This is a genomic window from Streptomyces griseoflavus (genome assembly GCF_014649995.1).
In the GTDB taxonomy this organism is placed as follows: domain Bacteria; phylum Actinomycetota; class Actinomycetes; order Streptomycetales; family Streptomycetaceae; genus Streptomyces; species Streptomyces griseoflavus.
The window spans coordinates 445,845-463,605 of sequence record NZ_BMUC01000003.1; the positions used below are offsets into that span (position 1 = coordinate 445,845).

The 17,761-nt window shown below is 71.2% G+C and carries 17 protein-coding genes, 1 rRNA gene and 1 riboswitch; of the genes, 6 read left to right on the top strand and 12 right to left on the bottom strand.

Annotation, left to right across the window (positions count from 1 at the left end):
* Positions 1-155: 155 nt before the first annotated feature.
* The 5 genes from IE172_RS10810 (at position 156) to IE172_RS10830 (ending at position 3,723) form a co-directional block, all read left to right on the top strand.
* The gene (locus tag IE172_RS10810) at positions 156-356 is read left to right on the top strand and encodes a DUF5999 family protein (protein WP_190096926.1); all 201 of its coding nucleotides are present in this window, start codon (positions 156-158) and stop codon (positions 354-356) included.
* An 82-nt stretch (positions 357-438) separates the two neighbouring features.
* Complete coding sequence (locus IE172_RS10815) at positions 439-834, top strand: TOBE domain-containing protein (protein WP_190096927.1); 396 nt, start codon at positions 439-441, stop codon at positions 832-834.
* Positions 835-998: 164 nt separating this feature from the next.
* On the top strand, positions 999-1,805 hold the full coding sequence (gene modA, locus IE172_RS10820) for a molybdate ABC transporter substrate-binding protein (protein WP_190096928.1): 807 nt from the start codon (positions 999-1,001) through the stop codon (positions 1,803-1,805).
* The gene (gene modB / locus IE172_RS10825) at positions 1,802-2,629 is read left to right on the top strand and encodes a molybdate ABC transporter permease subunit (RefSeq protein WP_190096929.1); all 828 of its coding nucleotides are present in this window, start codon (positions 1,802-1,804) and stop codon (positions 2,627-2,629) included. The genes modA and modB overlap by 4 nt, the downstream gene beginning before the upstream one ends.
* Positions 2,630-2,634: 5 nt before the next feature.
* Positions 2,635-3,723, top strand: coding sequence for an ABC transporter ATP-binding protein (locus tag IE172_RS10830; RefSeq protein ID WP_190096964.1), 1,089 nt, complete (start codon positions 2,635-2,637; stop codon positions 3,721-3,723).
* Positions 3,724-3,780: 57 nt separating this feature from the next.
* Here IE172_RS10830 and gcvP read toward each other — a convergent pair whose 3' ends face one another.
* A complete protein-coding gene (gene gcvP, locus IE172_RS10835) occupies positions 3,781-6,666 on the bottom strand; it encodes an aminomethyl-transferring glycine dehydrogenase (RefSeq protein ID WP_190096930.1) in 2,886 nt (961 codons plus the stop codon).
* Between the two features lie 174 nt (positions 6,667-6,840).
* A riboswitch (glycine riboswitch) is annotated at positions 6,841-6,936 on the bottom strand.
* Positions 6,937-7,049: 113 nt separating this feature from the next.
* Between gcvP and IE172_RS10840 the strand changes: the two genes are divergently transcribed.
* Positions 7,050-7,424: a PRC-barrel domain-containing protein gene (locus IE172_RS10840; protein ID WP_190096931.1), complete on the top strand. Its 375-nt coding sequence runs from the start codon at positions 7,050-7,052 to the stop codon at positions 7,422-7,424.
* A gap of 8 nt (positions 7,425-7,432) precedes the next feature.
* On the opposite strand, the gene IE172_RS10845 is transcribed toward IE172_RS10840, so the two are convergent.
* The 11 genes from IE172_RS10845 to rrf form a co-directional block, all read right to left on the bottom strand.
* Positions 7,433-8,824, bottom strand: coding sequence for a DNA polymerase IV (locus IE172_RS10845; RefSeq protein ID WP_190096932.1), 1,392 nt, complete (start codon positions 8,822-8,824; stop codon positions 7,433-7,435).
* Positions 8,825-8,903: 79 nt separating this feature from the next.
* Positions 8,904-9,584 (bottom strand): MerR family transcriptional regulator, encoded by a 681-nt coding sequence (locus IE172_RS10850; protein ID WP_190096933.1) that lies wholly within the window; start codon positions 9,582-9,584, stop codon positions 8,904-8,906.
* Positions 9,585-9,774: 190 nt separating this feature from the next.
* On the bottom strand, positions 9,775-10,248 hold the full coding sequence (locus tag IE172_RS10855) for a bifunctional nuclease family protein (protein WP_189559098.1): 474 nt from the start codon (positions 10,246-10,248) through the stop codon (positions 9,775-9,777).
* Between the two features lie 82 nt (positions 10,249-10,330).
* Positions 10,331-11,071, bottom strand: a complete 741-nt coding sequence (gene ftsR / locus IE172_RS10860; protein ID WP_190096934.1) for a transcriptional regulator FtsR — start codon at positions 11,069-11,071, stop codon at positions 10,331-10,333.
* A gap of 38 nt (positions 11,072-11,109) precedes the next feature.
* Positions 11,110-12,042, bottom strand: coding sequence for an FHA domain-containing protein (locus tag IE172_RS10865; protein WP_190096935.1), 933 nt, complete (start codon positions 12,040-12,042; stop codon positions 11,110-11,112).
* Between the two features lie 61 nt (positions 12,043-12,103).
* The gene (locus IE172_RS10870) at positions 12,104-12,997 is read right to left on the bottom strand and encodes a DUF881 domain-containing protein (RefSeq protein WP_190096936.1); all 894 of its coding nucleotides are present in this window, start codon (positions 12,995-12,997) and stop codon (positions 12,104-12,106) included.
* Between the two features lie 5 nt (positions 12,998-13,002).
* The gene (locus tag IE172_RS10875; RefSeq protein ID WP_003988855.1) at positions 13,003-13,335 is read right to left on the bottom strand and encodes a small basic family protein; all 333 of its coding nucleotides are present in this window, start codon (positions 13,333-13,335) and stop codon (positions 13,003-13,005) included.
* The gene (locus IE172_RS10880; protein ID WP_229885930.1) at positions 13,332-14,228 is read right to left on the bottom strand and encodes a DUF881 domain-containing protein; all 897 of its coding nucleotides are present in this window, start codon (positions 14,226-14,228) and stop codon (positions 13,332-13,334) included. Before IE172_RS10880 ends, IE172_RS10875 begins: the two co-directional genes overlap by 4 nt.
* A gap of 126 nt (positions 14,229-14,354) precedes the next feature.
* Positions 14,355-16,850, bottom strand: coding sequence for a mannose-1-phosphate guanyltransferase (locus tag IE172_RS10885; RefSeq protein WP_190096938.1), 2,496 nt, complete (start codon positions 16,848-16,850; stop codon positions 14,355-14,357).
* Positions 16,851-16,965: 115 nt separating this feature from the next.
* Positions 16,966-17,574, bottom strand: coding sequence for a cardiolipin synthase ClsA (clsA, locus tag IE172_RS10890; RefSeq protein WP_190096939.1), 609 nt, complete (start codon positions 17,572-17,574; stop codon positions 16,966-16,968).
* Between the two features lie 110 nt (positions 17,575-17,684).
* Positions 17,685-17,761 (bottom strand): 5S ribosomal RNA (rrf, locus tag IE172_RS10895); the annotation flags it as partial.

The following is a 17,761-nucleotide window of genomic DNA, read 5'->3' on the forward strand; positions in this document are numbered from 1 at the left end:
GGTGCCGCGAAATCCCTGCGGAACGTCGCCCGCGGGGCAACACTGGTTTCCGACCGGACCTATCACAACGGGGGGCGGCCATGAACGATGCTTCACGCCGCGGAACTGAAACGACAGCCGACTCACAGGTCACCACAGAGCGAGAGATCCCACCCATGTGCCAGCACCAGCCACCGTGCCCCTCAGCCGACTCCGCCGACCGGGAGTCCGCCCGCCTCGCGGCGCACCACCCGGAGCAGGGCTGGAGCCTGCTGTGCAACGGTGTCGTGCTCTTCGAGGACACCGGTGAACTCCTGCCCGACGGCAGGATCATCGCCCCGCAGCGCCCCCGGGGCACCAGCCTGACCAGCGCCTGAGGACGACCGGGCGGACAGGGCCCGCCCGAACGGCCCGGGGGCCGGACCGCCCGGCCCCGCACCGCGCCCTATCGTGACCCGCATGCAGTCCTACACCATCGGCCAGGCAGCGAAGCTGCTCGGAGTGAGCCCGGACACCGCCCGCCGCTGGGCGGACGCGGGGCGCATCACCACCCACCGCGACGACGGCGGACGACGGCTCGTCGACGGACGGGACCTCGCCGCGTTCTCCGTCGAACTGGCCAGGGCGGGTGCCACCGAGGAGGACACCCCCTACACCTCCGCCCGCAACGCCTTCCCCGGCATCGTCACGGCCATCAAGCTCGGTGACGTCGCCGCGCAGGTGGAGATCCAGGCGGGTCCGCACCGTCTCGTCTCCCTGCTCACCCGTGAGGCGGTCGAGGAGCTGGGACTGGAGGTGGGCATGGAGGCCACCGCACGCGTGAAGTCGACCAACGTACATATCGACCGCACCTGAGCAGGGGTCCCACCCTTGGACGCACGCATCTGCGAGCGTCCCCACATCATCACCTTGCTCGTGCGGCAGAAAATGCGGCTTCCACCTGGCAGACGCGTCGGTATGATTCGGCGTATCGGGAGGGTCCCCGGGCTCCTCCTCCGACCACCGAGGGAGTCCCCGCGATGACCCGTCGCACGCGCCGGTCCCGCGCGTCCCACCGGCTCGCCGCCGTCACAGCCCTCGCCGTACTGGCGCTGAGCGGCTGCTCCTCGCCGGGTTCCGGCTCCCCCTCCGGCGCGGAGGGGGACGCGGTCACCGGCACGGTCACCGTGTTCGCGGCAGCCTCCCTGGAGCAGACCTTCACGGAACTGGGCGAGCGGTTCGAGGAGGAACACCCCGGGACCGAGGTCGCCTTCAACTTCAGCGGCAGCGACTCCCTGGCGGCCGGCATCAACAACGGCGCGCCCGCCGACGTCTTCGCCGCGGCCAGCGCGAAGACCATGAAGCTCGTCACCGACGAGGGCCGCACGGCGGGCCGCCCGGACACGTTCGTCCGCAACCGGCTGCAGATCGCCACCGCGCCGGGCAACCCGCACGGGATCCGGTCGCTGAAGGACCTGACCGCACCCGGCCTGAAGGTCGTGCTGTGCGACAGGACGGTCCCCTGCGGCGCCGCCGCGCGGACCGCGCTCGCCGCGGGGGGCGTCGGGCTGACCCCCGTCTCCTACGAGCAGGACGTCAGGAGCGCGCTCACGAAGGTCGAGCTGAAGGAGGCGGACGCCGCCCTCGTGTACGGCACGGACGTCCGCGCGGCCGGTGACAAGGTGGAGGGCGTGCACTTCCCCGAATCCGCCGAGGCCGTCAACGACTATCCGATCGCCCGGCTCGCGGACGCCCCGAACCCGTCGGCGGCGAAGGCGTTCGTGGAGCTGGTCACGTCCGCGGAAGGCCGCAGGGTCCTCGGCGAGGCGGGATTCCTCCAGCCGTGACCACCGGCCGGGAACCACCCCGCACGGCGCGCCCCCGCCCGCCCGGCCGCGGTGTCCCCCTCGCCCTCCTCGTGCCCGCCCTGCTGGGCCTGGCGTTCCTTCTGGTTCCCCTGCTCGCCCTGCTCCTGCGGGCCCCCTGGCGCAGCCTGCCCGAGCAGCTGACCAGCCCCGCGGTGTGGGAGGCGCTGCGCCTGTCGCTGCTGTGCGCCACCATGGCGACCGCGCTGAGCCTGGTGGTCGGGGTGCCGCTGGCCTGGCTGCTGGCCCGTACGGACTTCCCCGGACGCGGCCTCGTCCGTGCCCTGGTGACGCTCCCGCTGGTCCTCCCGCCGGTGGTGGGCGGGGTGGCCCTGCTGCTCGCGCTCGGCCGCAACGGCGTCGTCGGCCAGTGGCTGGACGCGTGGTTCGGGATCACCCTGCCGTTCACCACGGCGGGCGTCGTCCTCGCCGAGACATTCGTGGCGATGCCGTTCCTCGTCATCAGCGTCGAGGGCACGCTGCGGGCGGCCGACCCGCGCTACGAGGAGGCGGCCACGACCCTGGGAGCCTCCCGCTTCACTGCGTTCCGCCGCGTCACCCTGCCGCTGATCGCCCCCGGCATCGCCGCCGGCGCGGTACTGGCCTGGGCACGGGCCCTCGGGGAGTTCGGCGCGACGATCACCTTCGCCGGGAACTTCCCCGGCCGCACCCAGACCATGCCGCTCGCGGTCTACCTCGCCCTGCAGAACGACCCGGCCGCGGCGATCGCCCTCAGCCTGGTCCTGCTGGCGGTGTCCATCGCCGTACTGGCCGGGCTGCGGGACCGCTGGATGAGGACCGTGTGACGATCATGCCGGAGGAGCCCGCGAAGACGCCCGGCACCCCGCCCGGGTCCGCCGCCGAAGGGCTGGACGCACATCTCGTCGTGGACCGCGGGACGTTCCGCCTGGACATCGAGCTGACCGCCGCTCCCGGTGACGTCGTCGCCCTGCTGGGCCCGAACGGCGCGGGCAAGACCACCGCCCTGCGCGCCCTGGCGGGACTCGCCCCCCTCACCTCCGGCCGTCTGCGGCTGGACGGCACGGACCTGCGCCGGACACCGCCCGAGTCGCGCCCGGTGGGCGTCGTCTTCCAGGACTACCTGCTCTTCCCGCATCTCACGGCCCTGGACAACGTGGCCTTCGGACCCCGCTGCCGGGGCGAGGGCAAGGCGGCGGCCCGTGCCCGCGCCGCCGAGTGGCTGGAGCGGATGGCTCTCACCGAGCACGCCGGCGCCAAGCCCCGGCACCTGTCCGGCGGCCAGGCCCAGCGCGTGGCCCTCGCCCGCGCCCTGGCCACCCACCCCCGGCTGCTGCTCCTGGACGAACCGCTCGCCGCCCTGGACGCCCGCACCCGGCTCGACGTGCGCGCGCAGCTGCGCCGTCACCTGGCCGCGTTCGAGGCCGTCGCGGTCCTGGTCACGCACGACCCGCTGGACGCCATGGTGCTCGCCGACCGTCTGGTGGTCGTGGAGCACGGGCGCGTCGTGCAGGAGGGCACGCCCTCCGACATCGCCCGCCACCCGCGCACCGAGTACATCGCCCAGCTGGTCGGCCTCAACCTGTACCGGGGACGGGCCGAGGGCCACACGGTGCGGCTCGACGCGGGCCCCGCCGTCAGCACCACCGAGCACCTCCGCGGACCCGCGTTCGTGGCCTTCCCGCCCGGGGCGGTGACCCTGCACCGGGACCGGCCCACCGGCTCCAGCGCCCGCAACGTCTGGCACTGCGCGGTCGCCGGCCTGGAGACCCACGGAGACCAGATCCGCGCCGAACTCACCGGCGAGCTGTCGCTGGCCGCCGACCTCACCACGGTCGCCGCCGCCGAACTCGACCTCCACCCGGGCGCGCCGGTGTGGGCCGCGGTCAAGGCCGCGCAGACCCACGCGTACCCGGCCTAGCGGCACACACGGCGGAGGGCCCCGCTCCGGCGCCGGAGCGGGGCCCTCCGCCATCCGTCAGTCCTCGTAGGCGTCCAGCGGCGGGCAGGAGCAGACGAGGTTGCGGTCGCCGTAGGCCTGGTCGATGCGGCGCACCGGCGGCCAGTACTTGTCGGCCGCGCTCACCCCGGCCGGGAAGACGGCCTCCTCGCGCCCGTAGGCGTGATCCCACTCCCCGCCGAGCGCGGCGGCCGTGTGCGGCGCGTTGCGCAGGGGGTTGTCGTCCGCGGGCCACTCGCCGGAGCCGACCTTCTCGATCTCGGCACGGATCGCGATCATCGTCTCGCAGAACCGGTCCAGTTCGGCCAGGTCCTCGGATTCGGTGGGCTCGATCATCAGCGTTCCCGCCACCGGGAAGGACATCGTCGGCGCGTGGAAACCGTAGTCGATCAGGCGCTTGGCGACGTCGTCCACCGTCACGCCGGTCGCCTTGGTCAGCGGCCGCAGGTCGATGATGCACTCGTGCGCCACCAGCCCGCCGGGGCCGGTGTAGAGCACCGGGAAGTGCGGTTCGAGGCGCTTGGCGATGTAGTTGGCGCTGAGCACGGCCACCTGGGTGGCCCGCTTGAGTCCCTCACCGCCCATGAGACGCACGTACGCCCAGGAGATGGGCAGGATGCCCGCCGAACCCCACGGCGCCGCCGAGATGGGTCCCACGCCCGTCTCCGGGCCGGCCTCCGGTTGGAGCGGGTGGTTCGGCAGGTACGGCGCGAGGTGCGCCCGCACACCGACCGGGCCGACGCCGGGGCCACCGCCGCCGTGCGGGATGCAGAAGGTCTTGTGCAGGTTCAGGTGCGAGACGTCACCGCCGAAGTGGCCCGGCTTGGCCAGACCCACCAGCGCGTTGAGGTTGGCGCCGTCGACGTACACCTGGCCGCCGGCCTCGTGCACCTCTGCGCAGATGTCGGCGACGTGCTCCTCGAAGACGCCGTGCGTCGACGGGTACGTGATCATCAGCACCGCCAGCTGCTCGCGGTACTGCTCGATCTTGGCCCGCAGGTCCGCGACGTCGACCTCGCCGTCGTCGGAGGTCTTGACGACGACGACCTTCATGCCGGCCATCACGGCGCTGGCGGCGTTGGTGCCGTGCGCGGAGGACGGGATCAGGCAGACGGTGCGCTGTTCGTCGCCGTTGGCCCGGTGGTAGCCGCGGACGGCCAGCAGCCCGGCCAGCTCGCCCTGGGATCCGGCGTTGGGCTGGAGGGACACCTTGTCGTAACCGGTGACCTCGGCGAGACGCTCCTCCAGCTCACGGATGAGCGTGAGGTAGCCCTGCGCCTGCCCGGCGGGCACGAACGGGTGGAGCTGCCCGAACTCGGGCCAGGTGATGGGCTCCATCTCGGTGGTCGCGTTGAGCTTCATGGTGCAGGAGCCCAGCGGGATCATGCCGCGGTCCAGCGCGTAGTCGCGGTCGGCGAGCCGGCGCAGGTAGCGCAGCATCGCGGTCTCGGAGCGGTGCTGCTGGAAGACGGGGTGGGTCAGGTACTCGTCGTCGCGCAGCAGGGTGTCCGGCAGCGTGTCCGGCGCGGCCGCGTCCAGGGCCTCGATGTCCCCCTCGACGCCGAAGGCGCTCCACACGGCGGCGAGCTGCGCCCGGGTGGTGGTCTCGTCGCAGGCGATCGAGACGTGGTCGGCGTCGACGGTACGCAGGTTGACGCCGTTGCCGCGGGCGGCGGCGGCGATCTCCGCGGCCCGGCCGGGGACGCGCACGGTCAGCGTGTCGAAGTAGGAACCGTGCACGATCTCGGCGCCGCCGGCCCGCAGCCCCTCGGCGAGGACGGTGGCGTACCGGTGGGTGCGCCGGGCTATGACGCGCAGGCCCTCGGGGCCGTGGTAGACGGCGTACATGCCGGCCATGACGGCGAGCAGCACCTGGGCGGTGCAGATGTTGCTGGTGGCCTTCTCGCGGCGGATGTGCTGCTCACGCGTCTGCAGGGCGAGGCGGTAGGCCTTGTGCCCGTCCGCGTCGACGGAGACGCCGACGAGCCGCCCGGGCAGGCTGCGCGCCATCTTCTCCTGCACGGCCATGTAGCCGGCGTGCGGTCCGCCGAAGCCCATCGGCACACCGAAGCGCTGCGTGGTGCCGACGGCGATGTCCGCGCCCAGCTCGCCCGGCGACTTCAGCAGGGTGAGGGCGAGCAGGTCGGCAGCGACGGTGACGAGCGCGCCGAGGCCGTGCGCCTGGTCGATGACCGGCTTGATGTCGCGGACGGCACCGGAGGCACCCGGGTACTGGATCAGTACGCCGTTGATCTCGCGCTCGGCGAGCTCGGCGGGGATGCCGTCGCTCAGGTCGGCGACGACGACCTCGACGCCGGTCGGCTCGGCACGGGTCTCGATCACGGCGATGGTCTGCGGCAGGGCGTCCGCGTCGACCAGGAAGAGGCCCTTCTTGTTCTTGCCCATGCGCCGCGACAGCGCCATCGCCTCGGCGGCGGCGGTGCCCTCGTCCAGCAGGGAGGCACCGGAGGTCGGCAGGCCGGTGAGCTCGGCGACCACGGTCTGGAAGTTCAGCAGCGCCTCGAGCCGGCCCTGCGAGATCTCCGGCTGGTACGGCGTGTAGGCCGTGTACCAGGCGGGGTTCTCCATCACGTTGCGCAGGATGACGGGCGGCGTGAAGGTGCCGTAGTAGCCGAGCCCGATCATGGAGCCCAGCACCTCGTTGCGGTCGGCCAGGGAGCGCAGTTCGGCCAGCACCTCGGCCTCGCTCCGCGCGCCCGGCAGATCCAGCGCCTCGGCGTTCTTGATCACGTCCGGCACGGCTGCGGCGGTCAGCTCGTCGAGCGAGCCGTAGCCGACCTGGGCGAGCATCTTGGCGCGGGCCTCGTGGTCGGGGCCGATGTGACGCTGCTCGAAGGGAATTCCCCGTTCGAGTGCGGAGAGCGGAGTGCGAGGGGCGGTCATTGAGGAGGCCTCCTGGTCCGACGACCTTCGAGGGGCACCACGGCGCAGGTGCCCGGACGGCCTCCCCCTCTGTCATCTCAACCTGAGAGCTTCACCGGAACGCCCGGGGCGCTCCGGCTTTCACCGTCGGTGAGAGCGGAAGCCGTCGACACCCGCCCTGCTTTCCAGAGTGACCTCGTCCGTGCGGTACGTGTGCCTGAGAGATTCCGGGGAGGATTTGCTCCTTCGGCGCCTCCGGTGGTGTCCGGAGGACTCTCCCGCGCGGGGTCAGCGGCCGTTTGCCAGGGTACCAGCGAGCTCACCACCGGGTCTTCGAGTGGCCGCCCCGCCGATTGTGCCGTTGTGTAGTGCTTACGGATGAGTTTGCGACCAGTGGAGGGCCCGTGCAGACCGACATCGATCCGCGCCACCTGATCGGCCGCAAGGCGTTCGACCGCAGCGGCGCCCGCATAGGCACCATCGACGAGGTGTACCTCGACGACGCCACCGGCGTACCGGAGTGGGCGGCCATACGCACCGGCCTGTTCAGCAGGGACGCCTTCGTCCCGCTGGAGCCCAGCGAGCTGATCGACGGAGCGCTCCACGTTCCGTTCGAGCGGGCCCTGATCAAGGACGCTCCCGACTTCGGCGTGGGCCGCCACCTCTCCCCCGAGCAGGAACTCCAGCTCTACCACCACTACGGGCTGGACATCGCCGCTCCCCCTCCGGTGCCGGACCGTGACTTCGGCAGGCTCGCCGGCCGGGACAAGCAGGTCTGACCCGCCGTTCACGCACTCTCCGTTCCCGCTCCTCCACCGCCTTGCGCCCCCTCGACCTCCCCCGGCCTCCGGGACACCAGCGGCAGCGGATCCGCCGGTTCCAGGGCCGGGTCGTCGGTGCGGAAGGTCCTCACCCGCCCGGGCGGGGAGCCGGGGGTCTCGAAGCGCACGGTGACCCGGCCGAGTCCGCTGCCCTGCACCCAGCCGTGTCCGTACCCGGTGTGCCGTACGTCGTGGCCGGCGGGCCAGTGCCGCTCGGCGGGCGCCGGGCCGTCCGCCGCGGGCGCGTCCGCCGGCTCCTCCCGGACGGGGTCCTCCCCGGCCGCGCCCGCCGCCTGCGCGAACAGGTCCTCCTGGGTGTAGTCGGCGAGTCCGCTGACGCCCACTCCGAGCAGCCGCACCCCGCCCGTGGTGTCGACCGACTCCAGCAGCCGCTCCGCGGCCTCCCGTACGACCGCGGGATCGTCCGTGGGCCCGCGCAGCGTCTCGGACCGGGTGAGGGTGGAGAAGTCGTACCGCCGCACCTTGAGCACGATGGTCCGCCCCGACAGGCCCGCCCCGCGCAGTCTGCCCACGCAACGGCCGGCGAGCCGGCGCACCTCCGCGCCGACCCGCACCCGGTCGTGGATGTCCACGTCGTAGGTGTCCTCCACGGACACCGACTTGGTCTCCCGCTCCGCCACCACCGGCCGTTCGTCCCGCGCCAGCGCCATGGCGAACAGCGCGTGCCCGTGGGCCTTCCCCAGCAGCCGTACGAGTTCGTCCTCCCCGGCTTCGGCGAGTTCGCCGACCGTGTGGATCCCGGCCCGGCGCAGGTGGTCGCCGGTCGCGGGGCCCACACCGGGCAGGGTGCGCACGGACAGCGGCCCCAGCAGGGCCCGCTCGGTACCCGGCTCGATCACCACCAGCCCGTCCGGCTTGGCCTGCTCCGACGCGATCTTCGCGAGCATCTTGGACGCGGCGAGGCCCACCGAACCGGTGAGTCCCGTGGCCTCCCTGATGTCCGCGCGCAGCCGCGCCCCCGCCAGGCGGGCCGACCGCTCGTCCCAGGCGGTGCCGCCGGCCTCCAGGTCCACGAAGGCCTCGTCGAGGCTGAGCGGCTCCACCAGCGGCGACAGGGCCCGCAGCAGCCTCATCACCTCGTCGCTGATCGACCGGTAGAGGGCGAACCTGGGCACCAGGTACGCGGCGTTCGGCGCCAGGCGCCGGGCCTGCGCCATGGGCATCGCCGAGTGGACCCCGAAGACCCGTGCCTCGTACGAGGCCGTGGCGACCACACCGCGCGGCCCGAGCCCGCCCACCACGACGGCCTTCCCGCGCAGACTCGGCTTGGACGCCTGCTCCACCGAGGCGAAGAAGGCATCCATGTCGAGATGCAGGATCGTGGGCGCGGATCTCACAGGTCCGATGCTGCCCTACGTCACTGACAATGCCCTCATCGACGGCCCGGACCCTCCTCGCGGGCCTGGGGGGGCGTCGTCAGACGGCCTTGTTGCGGCGGCGCGCGAGCTCGTCCATGGGGTTGTGGCCGACCAGGGTCTCCCCGGTGTCGACGCGCTCCCCGTGCAGCTGTGACAGCGCGCTCTCGACGTCCCGCCACACCACACCGACGGCGATGCCGAAGACCCCCTGTCCGCCCTGCAGCAGGGCGTGCACCTCGTCCGGCGAGGTGCACTCGTAGACGGTGGCGCCGTCACTCATCAACGTCATGCGTTCGAGATCGCTGAAGCCGCTCTCGCGCAGGTGCTGGACGGCGCTGCGGATGTTCTGCAGCGACACGCCCGTGTCCAGGAAGCGCTTGACGATCTTCAGCACGACGACGTCACGGAAGCTGTACAGCCGCTGCGACCCCGATCCGTGGGCCGGTCGCACGCTCGGCTCGACCAGTCCCGTACGGGCCCAGTAGTCGAGCTGCCGGTAGGTGATGCCCGCGGCGGCACAGGCCGTGGGCCCCCGGTAACCGATCTCCTCGGACGCCCCCACCGCCTCACCGCCGCCCGGCACAGCCGTGGGCCGCTGAGGAACCGACCCGGTCGCCCCTCCGTGCCCGGGGTGGCCCGCGCTCGGGCGGAGCCGGGAGCTCTGGGGAGGGTACGGCCCGCTCGCCCCGAAACCGTGTCCGGGAGCACCCCCAGCCGTACCGTCGCCGCTGCTTCTCACGCCGACCTCCGTCCTTGACCTGCCTCCTCGACGGTAGGCAGTCACCAAGGGTGCGTCAACGATCGCCACACTCGGCACGCCGAGTGATAATCACCCTGAGAGTGGTTTTCCGTGCCCCACCGCGGGGAAAGGCTAGCCGAATGCCCGCCGCGCGGGCCCTGCGCCCGGCCGTGGCGGCGGCCGCCCTCCCTCACTGGTTGCTGGTACCGAAGTCCTCCGGCGAGATCTGGTCGAGGAACTCGCGGAACTTCTCCACCTCGTCCTCCTGCTCGTCCGGAATGGCGATCCCCGCGTCGTCGAGCACCGTGTCACTGCCGAAGATGGGCGTGCCCGTGCGCAGCGCCAGCGCTATGGCGTCGGACGGGCGGGCGCTCACCTCGACGCCGCTGGCGAACACCAGCTCCGCGTAGAAGACACCTTCGCGCAGATCGGTGATGCGTACCTCGGAGAGCTCCTGCCCGACGGCTTCGAGCACGTCCTTGAAAAGGTCGTGGGTCAGCGGCCGTGCCGGTGCCATGCCCTGCTGGGCGAAGGCGATCGCCGTCGCCTCCCCCGGTCCGATCCAGATGGGGAGGTAACGGTCGCCGCCCACTTCACGCAACAGCACGATCGGTTGGTTGGAGGGCATCTCGACCCGGACACCTACGACATCGAGCTCGTTCACACAGCAACCCTAGGCCGTGCCCGGGACGTTTGGGTAGTCGGGCAGGGATCGGGGGGCCGATCCGGTGCCCGGGCCCGCGCGATCAGGGCAGCCGCACCCCGAGCGCCGACTGCACCAGCGCCGCGTGCAGCTTCACCGCGAGTCCGGCCAGCTCCTTGGTGCGGGCCTCGGCGTGCGCCCTGGTCTGCGGGTTGCGGTGGCGCCGCAGCGGGGCGACGACCTGGTCCACCAGGCCGGCCTCCCGGTCGGCGGCTGCCTTCATCACCCGGAGGTGACGGGGCTCGATCCCGAACCGCCCCAGCTCGGCGACGAGCCCGGCGACCGTGACCGCCTCGGCGTCGTACACCCCGTCCTCCACAGGGGCGAGCAGACCGTAGGACTCCCACTCGGCGAGCTCGCTCTCCCCGACGCCGGTGACGGCGAGCAGCTGGCCGCGCCCGATGCGGGCCGGTGCGGGCCCGTCGGCGGCCGGCTCCGGAGCGGCCTCACCGTCACCCGGACGGCTCAGCACCGGCAGCGGTACGGCCTCTCCGCGCTCCATGGCCGCGAGGTGCTCACGGATCACCTTCAGCGGCAGATAGTGGTCCCGCTGCATGCGCAGCACATGGCCGAGGCGCTCGACGTCCCCGGCGCTGAACTTGCGGTACCCCGAGGGGGTCCGCTGCGGCTCGATCAGCCCCTCCGACTCCAGGAAGCGGATCTTCGAGATGGTGACCTCGGGAAACTCCCCACGCAGCACGTTCAGCACCGCGCCGATGCTCATCAGTCCGGTGCCCGCGGCGGCGGCGCCGTGACCGGCACCGCCGCTCGGTGTCTCAAGCATGGACCTTCCCTGGGGTCCCCCGGCCGCGACCGGGGCCGTCAGTAGCCGCGCTGGCTCGCGTAGAAGACCAGCCGGTACTTGCCGATCTGCACCTCGTCACCGTTGGACACGGCGACCTGGTCGATCCGCTCGCGGTTGACGTAGGTGCCGTTCAGGCTGCCGACGTCGGCCACCGTGAACGAACCGTCGGGGCTGCGGCGGAACTCCACGTGCCGACGGGAGACCGTCACGTCGTCCAGGAAGATGTCGCTCTGCGGGTGACGCCCGGCCGTGGTCAGGTCACCGTCCAGCAGGAAGCGGCTGCCCGAGTTCGGCCCCCGGCGCACGACCAGGAGCGCCGACCCCATCGGCAGCGCGTCGACGGCCGCCTGCGCCTCCGGGGAGAGCGTCGGCATCTGCGTCTGGCCGGTGGCCTCGGCGTCGTAGGCCTCGAGACCGGAGATCGAGATCGTCGACGTCGTCTCCGAAGGGCGCTCCGGAGCGACTCCGGGCTTCAGCGGCGCGCCGCAGTTGGAGCAGAAGCGGCTGTTCTCCGCGTTGCGGTTGCCACACCTCGTACACACCAGCGCCGACATGGACGGATCCTCCTGCCGCGGCTGCCCGCCTGGGGCTTGGGACGCGTACGGGTCCGAGTACCCACCACCCGTACCTGAGGTCGACGGCTGTCCGGAACCTATGCCGCCCGACTGAGCGGGGTCGGCGGACGGCGCGCCCTGACCCACCTGGTCCCGGAACAGCGGACGCTGACCTTCCGCGTCAGGCTGTGCGCGGTGACGAGCGGTCGCGTTGCCGCTGTCCTCTCGCCGCGCGCTCTTGCCGAACAACTTCGCAAACAACTTCACGGGCGATTCCCCTTGACCGAAACAGACCCGCCCGTGGGGCAGGACGAACCCTGACTGAACACATTGGCCGACCCGGACATCTTCACAACGTCCGCCTCCGCCAGACAGTTTCCACCACGCACCACCCAATCGGTGCGCCGACCCCCCGCAACCTCATGCCCTGGCCGGAAGCCCCCCATGCACCCCCGGTTCACCGCGAGGACGACCGAGCGTAGTCAGGCCGCTCCGCCGCCCGCAAGGCATCCACGACGATCTTGGTGGACCGCTCCACGGTAACGGTGGCCTGTTCCTTCTCGAGAGTCTGCACCACGCCTCCGGGGATGTTGAGCGCCGGCTCGAGGTCCTGCGACTTGCCGATGACCTTGAAACGATAGGGCGCGGCGATCTTGTTCCCGTCCACGGCGACACCGCTGCCGGAATCCGTCAGGTAGGTGCTCGCGACCACCCGCACGCCGTTCACCTGGATCGCTTCGGCACCGGCGGCGCGCAGCTCCTGGACGGCGTCGAGCAGCATGTCCGCCTCGACCATGCCCTTGGTGTCCTCGATGGTCATGGTGATCCCGGGTCCCTGCGCGGCGACGGTGCCGGCCAGGACACCGAGTTGCCTCTCCTTCTCGATCGTCTGCCTGCGGGCCTCCTCGGCCTGGTCGGAGCTGTTCTCCAGCTCGTCGCGCTGCTTCTCGAGGCCCCGCTTCTCGTCTTCTAGACGTTCTGTTCGGTTGTCGAGTTCATCGAGGATGCGTACGAGATCCTCCTGGCGGGCCCCGCGCAGCGCGCTGTCGCTGTCGCTGTTGGAGGCCACCTGGACGGCCAGGCCGAAGCCGAGGCCGAAGAGCAGCAGGGCGACGATGAGTTGGGCCCGGGTCAGGCGCGGCGGCCACAGCCCCTTGATCAGCCGCTGCCGTCCGGTCACCTCCGGCCCGGCCGGTTCCCGCCGGAGGGTCTCGTCGGCGGGCGTGGGCACGCTCGCGGGGACCTCCGCGGGCAGTTCCCTGCGCAGTCCGGGTGCGGGCGCGGCTTCGGGGGCGGTCCTGGGCGGGGACACCGCCGGGCGTGTCGTCTCGTCGCGCTCGTGTTCGTTCATCGGCGTCATGCCCGGAACACGTGCCGGCGGATCGCCGCGGCGTTGGAGAAGATGCGGATGCCGAGGACGACCACGACACCGGTGGACAGCTGGGCTCCCACACCGAGCTTGTCGCCGAGGAACACGATCAGCGCGGCGACGACGACGTTCGACAGGAACGACACCACGAAGACCTTGTCGTCGAAGATGCCGTCGAGCATCGCTCGCAGCCCCCCGAACACGGCGTCGAGCGCCGCGACGACGGCGATCGGCAGGTAAGGCTCGACAACCGCCGGGACCTCGGGCCGGACCAACAGTCCGGCCACGACTCCCACGACGAGGCCCAGTACGGCGATCACGATGTGCCCTTCTCGGTTATCGGCTGTGCGGTACGTACGATGACGCTCGGCGCGGCGGGCAGCCGGACGTCGTCCTCCACGGAGATGGCCGTCCGGATGCCGTAGTTCTCCTGCAAGGCGTGCAGGTACAGCCCGTCCGCGCTGTTCTGGAACCGGTCGCTCATCGCCCGGCCGTCCCCCACCGCGAGCACCGTGTACGGCGGCACCAGCGGCTTGTTGTCGACCAGTATCGCGTCTCCGGCGGCTCTGATCGCGGACAGGGCGGTGAGCCGCTGTCCGTTGACGGAGACCGCTTCGGCGCCCGACTCCCACAGGCCGTTGACCACGCGCTGCATGTCGCGGTCCCGGACGCGGCCGGTGTCGGAGAACCCGGAGGCCGACCGGGCGTCGCCGTCGCCGCCCGCGCCGGCGTCCTTGGCGTCGTCCACGACGAGCCGCACCCCGGGGCCGTGCACCGCGCTCGCGCCGGACAGTATGCCGACCAGCGTGGACCGGTCGCCGCCGCCGCTGTCCCGGAGGGCCTCACGCTGCCGTGCGCTCACGTCGGCGCGCAGGTCGTCGACGCTGTCCTCGAGCTTGTCGGCGGCCTCGGCCTCACGGTCGATGCGGTCGATCAGCTCCTCGCGTTCCTTGGCGACGACCGGAGCCTCCACCCGGGCCTGCGCGGCCCCGACGGTCACGATCAGCGCGGCCAGCACCAGGCCGCCGGCGAGTCCGAGCTTCGCCCGGAGGGTCTTGGGCATGCCGCCGTCCCCGTGGGACTGCTTGCGCGCGGCGGCCTCGGCGTATCCGTCGTCGAGGCTGTGGTCCATGACGTTGGTGAGCAACGACATGGAGGCGTCCGGGCGCGCGGGCCGCGCGGGGGTGCTCCGAACGGGGGGTGGCTGCGGCATGCCGCACATCGTCGCACGCCGCGACCACTACCTCCGAAACGGCCCCGCCGACGTGCCGGACAGGCCCTGTCGGGGGGCACTTGTCCGGTACGCCGGCGTCCGGTTCGGTCGGTCGGCAGACCCTGCCTACCGGCCCGCGCTGTCGACGACCGCGGACCACTCGTCGAGCAGTGCCTGCGCGGAGGCGTCGTCGGGGCCTTCGGCCCACAGGTGGGTGACCGCCTCGGCGGGGTCGGGCAGCACCATCACCCAGCGGCCGTCGGTCTCCACCACGCGCACGCCGTCGGTGGTGTCCACGAAGCGGTCTCCGGCCGCCTCGACGACCCGCCGCATCACCAGGCCCTTGACCGCCCACGGGGTGGCCAGGTCCCGCTTCAGCACGTGGGCCCGCGGGATGCGCGCGTCGATCTGGCTGAGCGTGAGCTGGGTGCGGGCGACGAGCCCGATGAGCCGTACGAAGGCCGCCGTGCCGTCGTAGACGCTGCTGAACTCCGGGACGATGAAGCCGCCCTTGCCGTCACCGCCGAAGATCGTGCCCTCTTCGCCGCCCACGCGGGTCAGGTCGTCGGGCGAGGTGGTCGTCCACTCGACCTGCGTTCCGTGGTAGGCCGCCACCTGTTCGGCGATCCTGGTGGTGGTCACGGGCAGGGCGACGCGGCCGCTGCGCCGCTCGGAGGCGATGAGGTCGAGCATGACGAGCAGCGCCCGGTCGTCCTCGATGATCCGCCCCTTCTCGTCGACCAGGGACAGCCGCTCGCCGACGGGGTCGAACCGTACACCGAAGGCGGCCCGCGAGGACGCCACGATCTCCCCGAGCCTGACCAGTCCCGCGCGCCGTACGTCAGCCGTCTCGGTGGGCCTGGACTCGTCGAGACCGGGGTTGATGGTCAGCGAGTCGACGCCGAGCTTGCCGAGCAGGCTCGGCAGGACCAGTCCGGCACTGCCGTTGGACGCGTCCACGACCACCTTGAGCCCGGACTCCGCGATGCCGGTGATGTCGACGTTGCGCAGCAGCGACCCGGTGTACGAGTCGAAGACGCTCGCCGGGAAGTGCAGGTCTCCGATCTCGCCGGGGAAGGCGCGCCGGTACTCCTGCCGGGCGAAGACGCGGTCCAGCTTGCGCTGGCTGCCCTGCGAGAGGTCGGCGCCCTGTCCGTCGAAGAACATGATGTCGACGGAGTCGGGCACGCCGGGCGTGGTCCGGATCATGATGCCGCCCGCGCTGCCTCGCGCGGTCTGCTGCCGTGCGACGGGCAGGGGTACGTTCTCCAGGTCCCGTACGTCGATGGCGCTGGCCTGCAGTGCGGAGATCACCGCCCGCTTGAGCGCGCGGGCGCCGCGGGAGTGGTCGCGGGCCGTGGTGACGGTGGAGCCCTTCTTGAGCGTCGTGGCGTAGGCACCCGCCAGCCGCACCGCGAGTTCCGGTGTGATCTCCACGTTCAGGATGCCGGACACGCCCCGGGCGCCGAAGAGGTGCGCCTGTCCCCTGGACTCCCAGATGACGGAGGTGTTGACGAAGGCGCCGGCCTCGATGGTCTTGAACGGGTAGACCCGCACGTTGCCCTGGACGATGGATTCCTCACCGACCAGGCATTCGTCGCCGATGACGGCGCCGTCCTCGATCCGCGCGGCCCGCATGATGTCGGTGTTCTTGCCGACGACGCAGCCCCGCAGGTTGCTGTGGGGCCCGACGTACACGTTGTCGTGCACGACGGCCTTGTGCAGGAAGGCACCGCTCTTCACGACGACGTTGGATCCGACGACGGTGTGTTCGCGGATCTCCGCGCCGGCCTCGACCTTGGCGTAGTCGCCGATGTAGAGCGGGCCGCGCAGGACGGCGTCGGGGTGCACCTCGGCGCCTTCGGCGACCCATACGCCCGGGGAGATCTCGAAGCCGTCGATGTCGACGTCGACCTTGCCTTCGAGGACGTCGGCCTGCGCCTTCACATAGCTCTCGTGCGTACCGACGTCTTCCCAGTAGCCCTCGGCGACGTAGCCGTAGACGGGCTTGCCTTCCTTCATCAGCTGCGGGAAGACGTCACCGGACCAGTCGACGGGAACGTCGGGGTCGACGTAGTCGAAGACCTCGGGCTCCATGACGTAGATGCCGGTGTTCACGGTGTCGGAGAAGACCTGTCCCCAGGTCGGCTTCTCGAGGAAACGCTCGACCTTGCCTTCCTCGTCCACGATGGTGATCCCGAATTCCAGCGGATTGGGCACGCGGGTCAGGCAGACCGTGACCAGGGCGCCCTTTTCCTTGTGGAAATTGATCAGCTCGGTGAGGTCGAAGTCGGTGAGGGCGTCACCGGAGATGACGAGGAAGGCGTCGTCCTTCAGCGCTTCCTCCGCGTTCTTGACGCTGCCCGCGGTACCGAGGGGCTTCTCCTCGTTGGCATAGGTGAGCTCCATTCCGAGCTCTTCGCCGTCACCGAAGTAGTTCTTGACGAGCGACGCAAGGAACTGGACGGTCACAACGGTTTCGTTGAGCCCATGCCTTTTGAGCAGCCGCAGAACGTGCTCCATGATCGGCCGGTTGGCCACCGGCAGGAGCGGCTTGGGCATGCTTGAGGTCATGGGACGAAGGCGGGTGCCTTCGCCTCCGGCCATTACGACGGCCTTCATGTCGGAAGCGTCCTCCTCGAAGAGACGACGGTCAGACCGACTTCACCCGCCGGGAGGGGCCGGCACGTTCACAGTGCGGGTCGTCGCGCGACGTTGCGCGTACTGATCAGCGGGTTCAATCGGCCACAGGGTCCGCACGAACCAGACGGCGGACTTGGACCACGTAAAGCACTCCTGCCCACCAATACAGGGTTGTACCCCATCCGGCGAACGCCCAGCCGAAAATTGCGGCGAGTGACGAGATCCAGCCAGTTCCGTCACTGAGCAGGAGCAGTGGGAAGGCATACATCAGGTTGAAGGTGGCGGCCTTGCCCAGGAAGTTGACCTGGGGCGGCGGATAGCCGTGTCGCCTGAGGATCCCCACCATCACCAGGAGGACCAGCTCGCGGGCCAGCAGGACGGCGGTGAGCCAGAGCGGCAGGATCTCCCGCCAGGTGAGGCCGACGAGCGTCGAGAGGATGTAGAGGCGGTCGGCGGCGGGGTCGAGCAGCCGGCCGAGGCTGCTGACCTGGTTCCATCGCCGGGCGAGCTTGCCGTCCAGGTAGTCGCTGACGCCGCTGAGGGCCAGCACGAGGAGCGCCCATCCGTCGCTCTTCGGACCGCCGAACTCGGGCCGGAGGATCAGCCACAGGAACAGGGGTACGCCAACGAGCCGCGCCATGCTGAGCATGTTCGGGATGGTGAGGACGCGGTCTGTCTGTACCCGCGTCTCCTGGACCTCCACCCGGGATCCTCCTGTGGGAAATGGTGTCGACGATGCTCCCCGACCTTACCTCAACGCAAAAAAGCTCTGGCCCTCGGGCTGTTTGCCCAAGAGCCAGAGCTCTAATAGGAGTTCGGCGGCGTCCTACTCTCCCACAGGGTCCCCCCTGCAGTACCATCGGCGCTGTAAGGCTTAGCTTCCGGGTTCG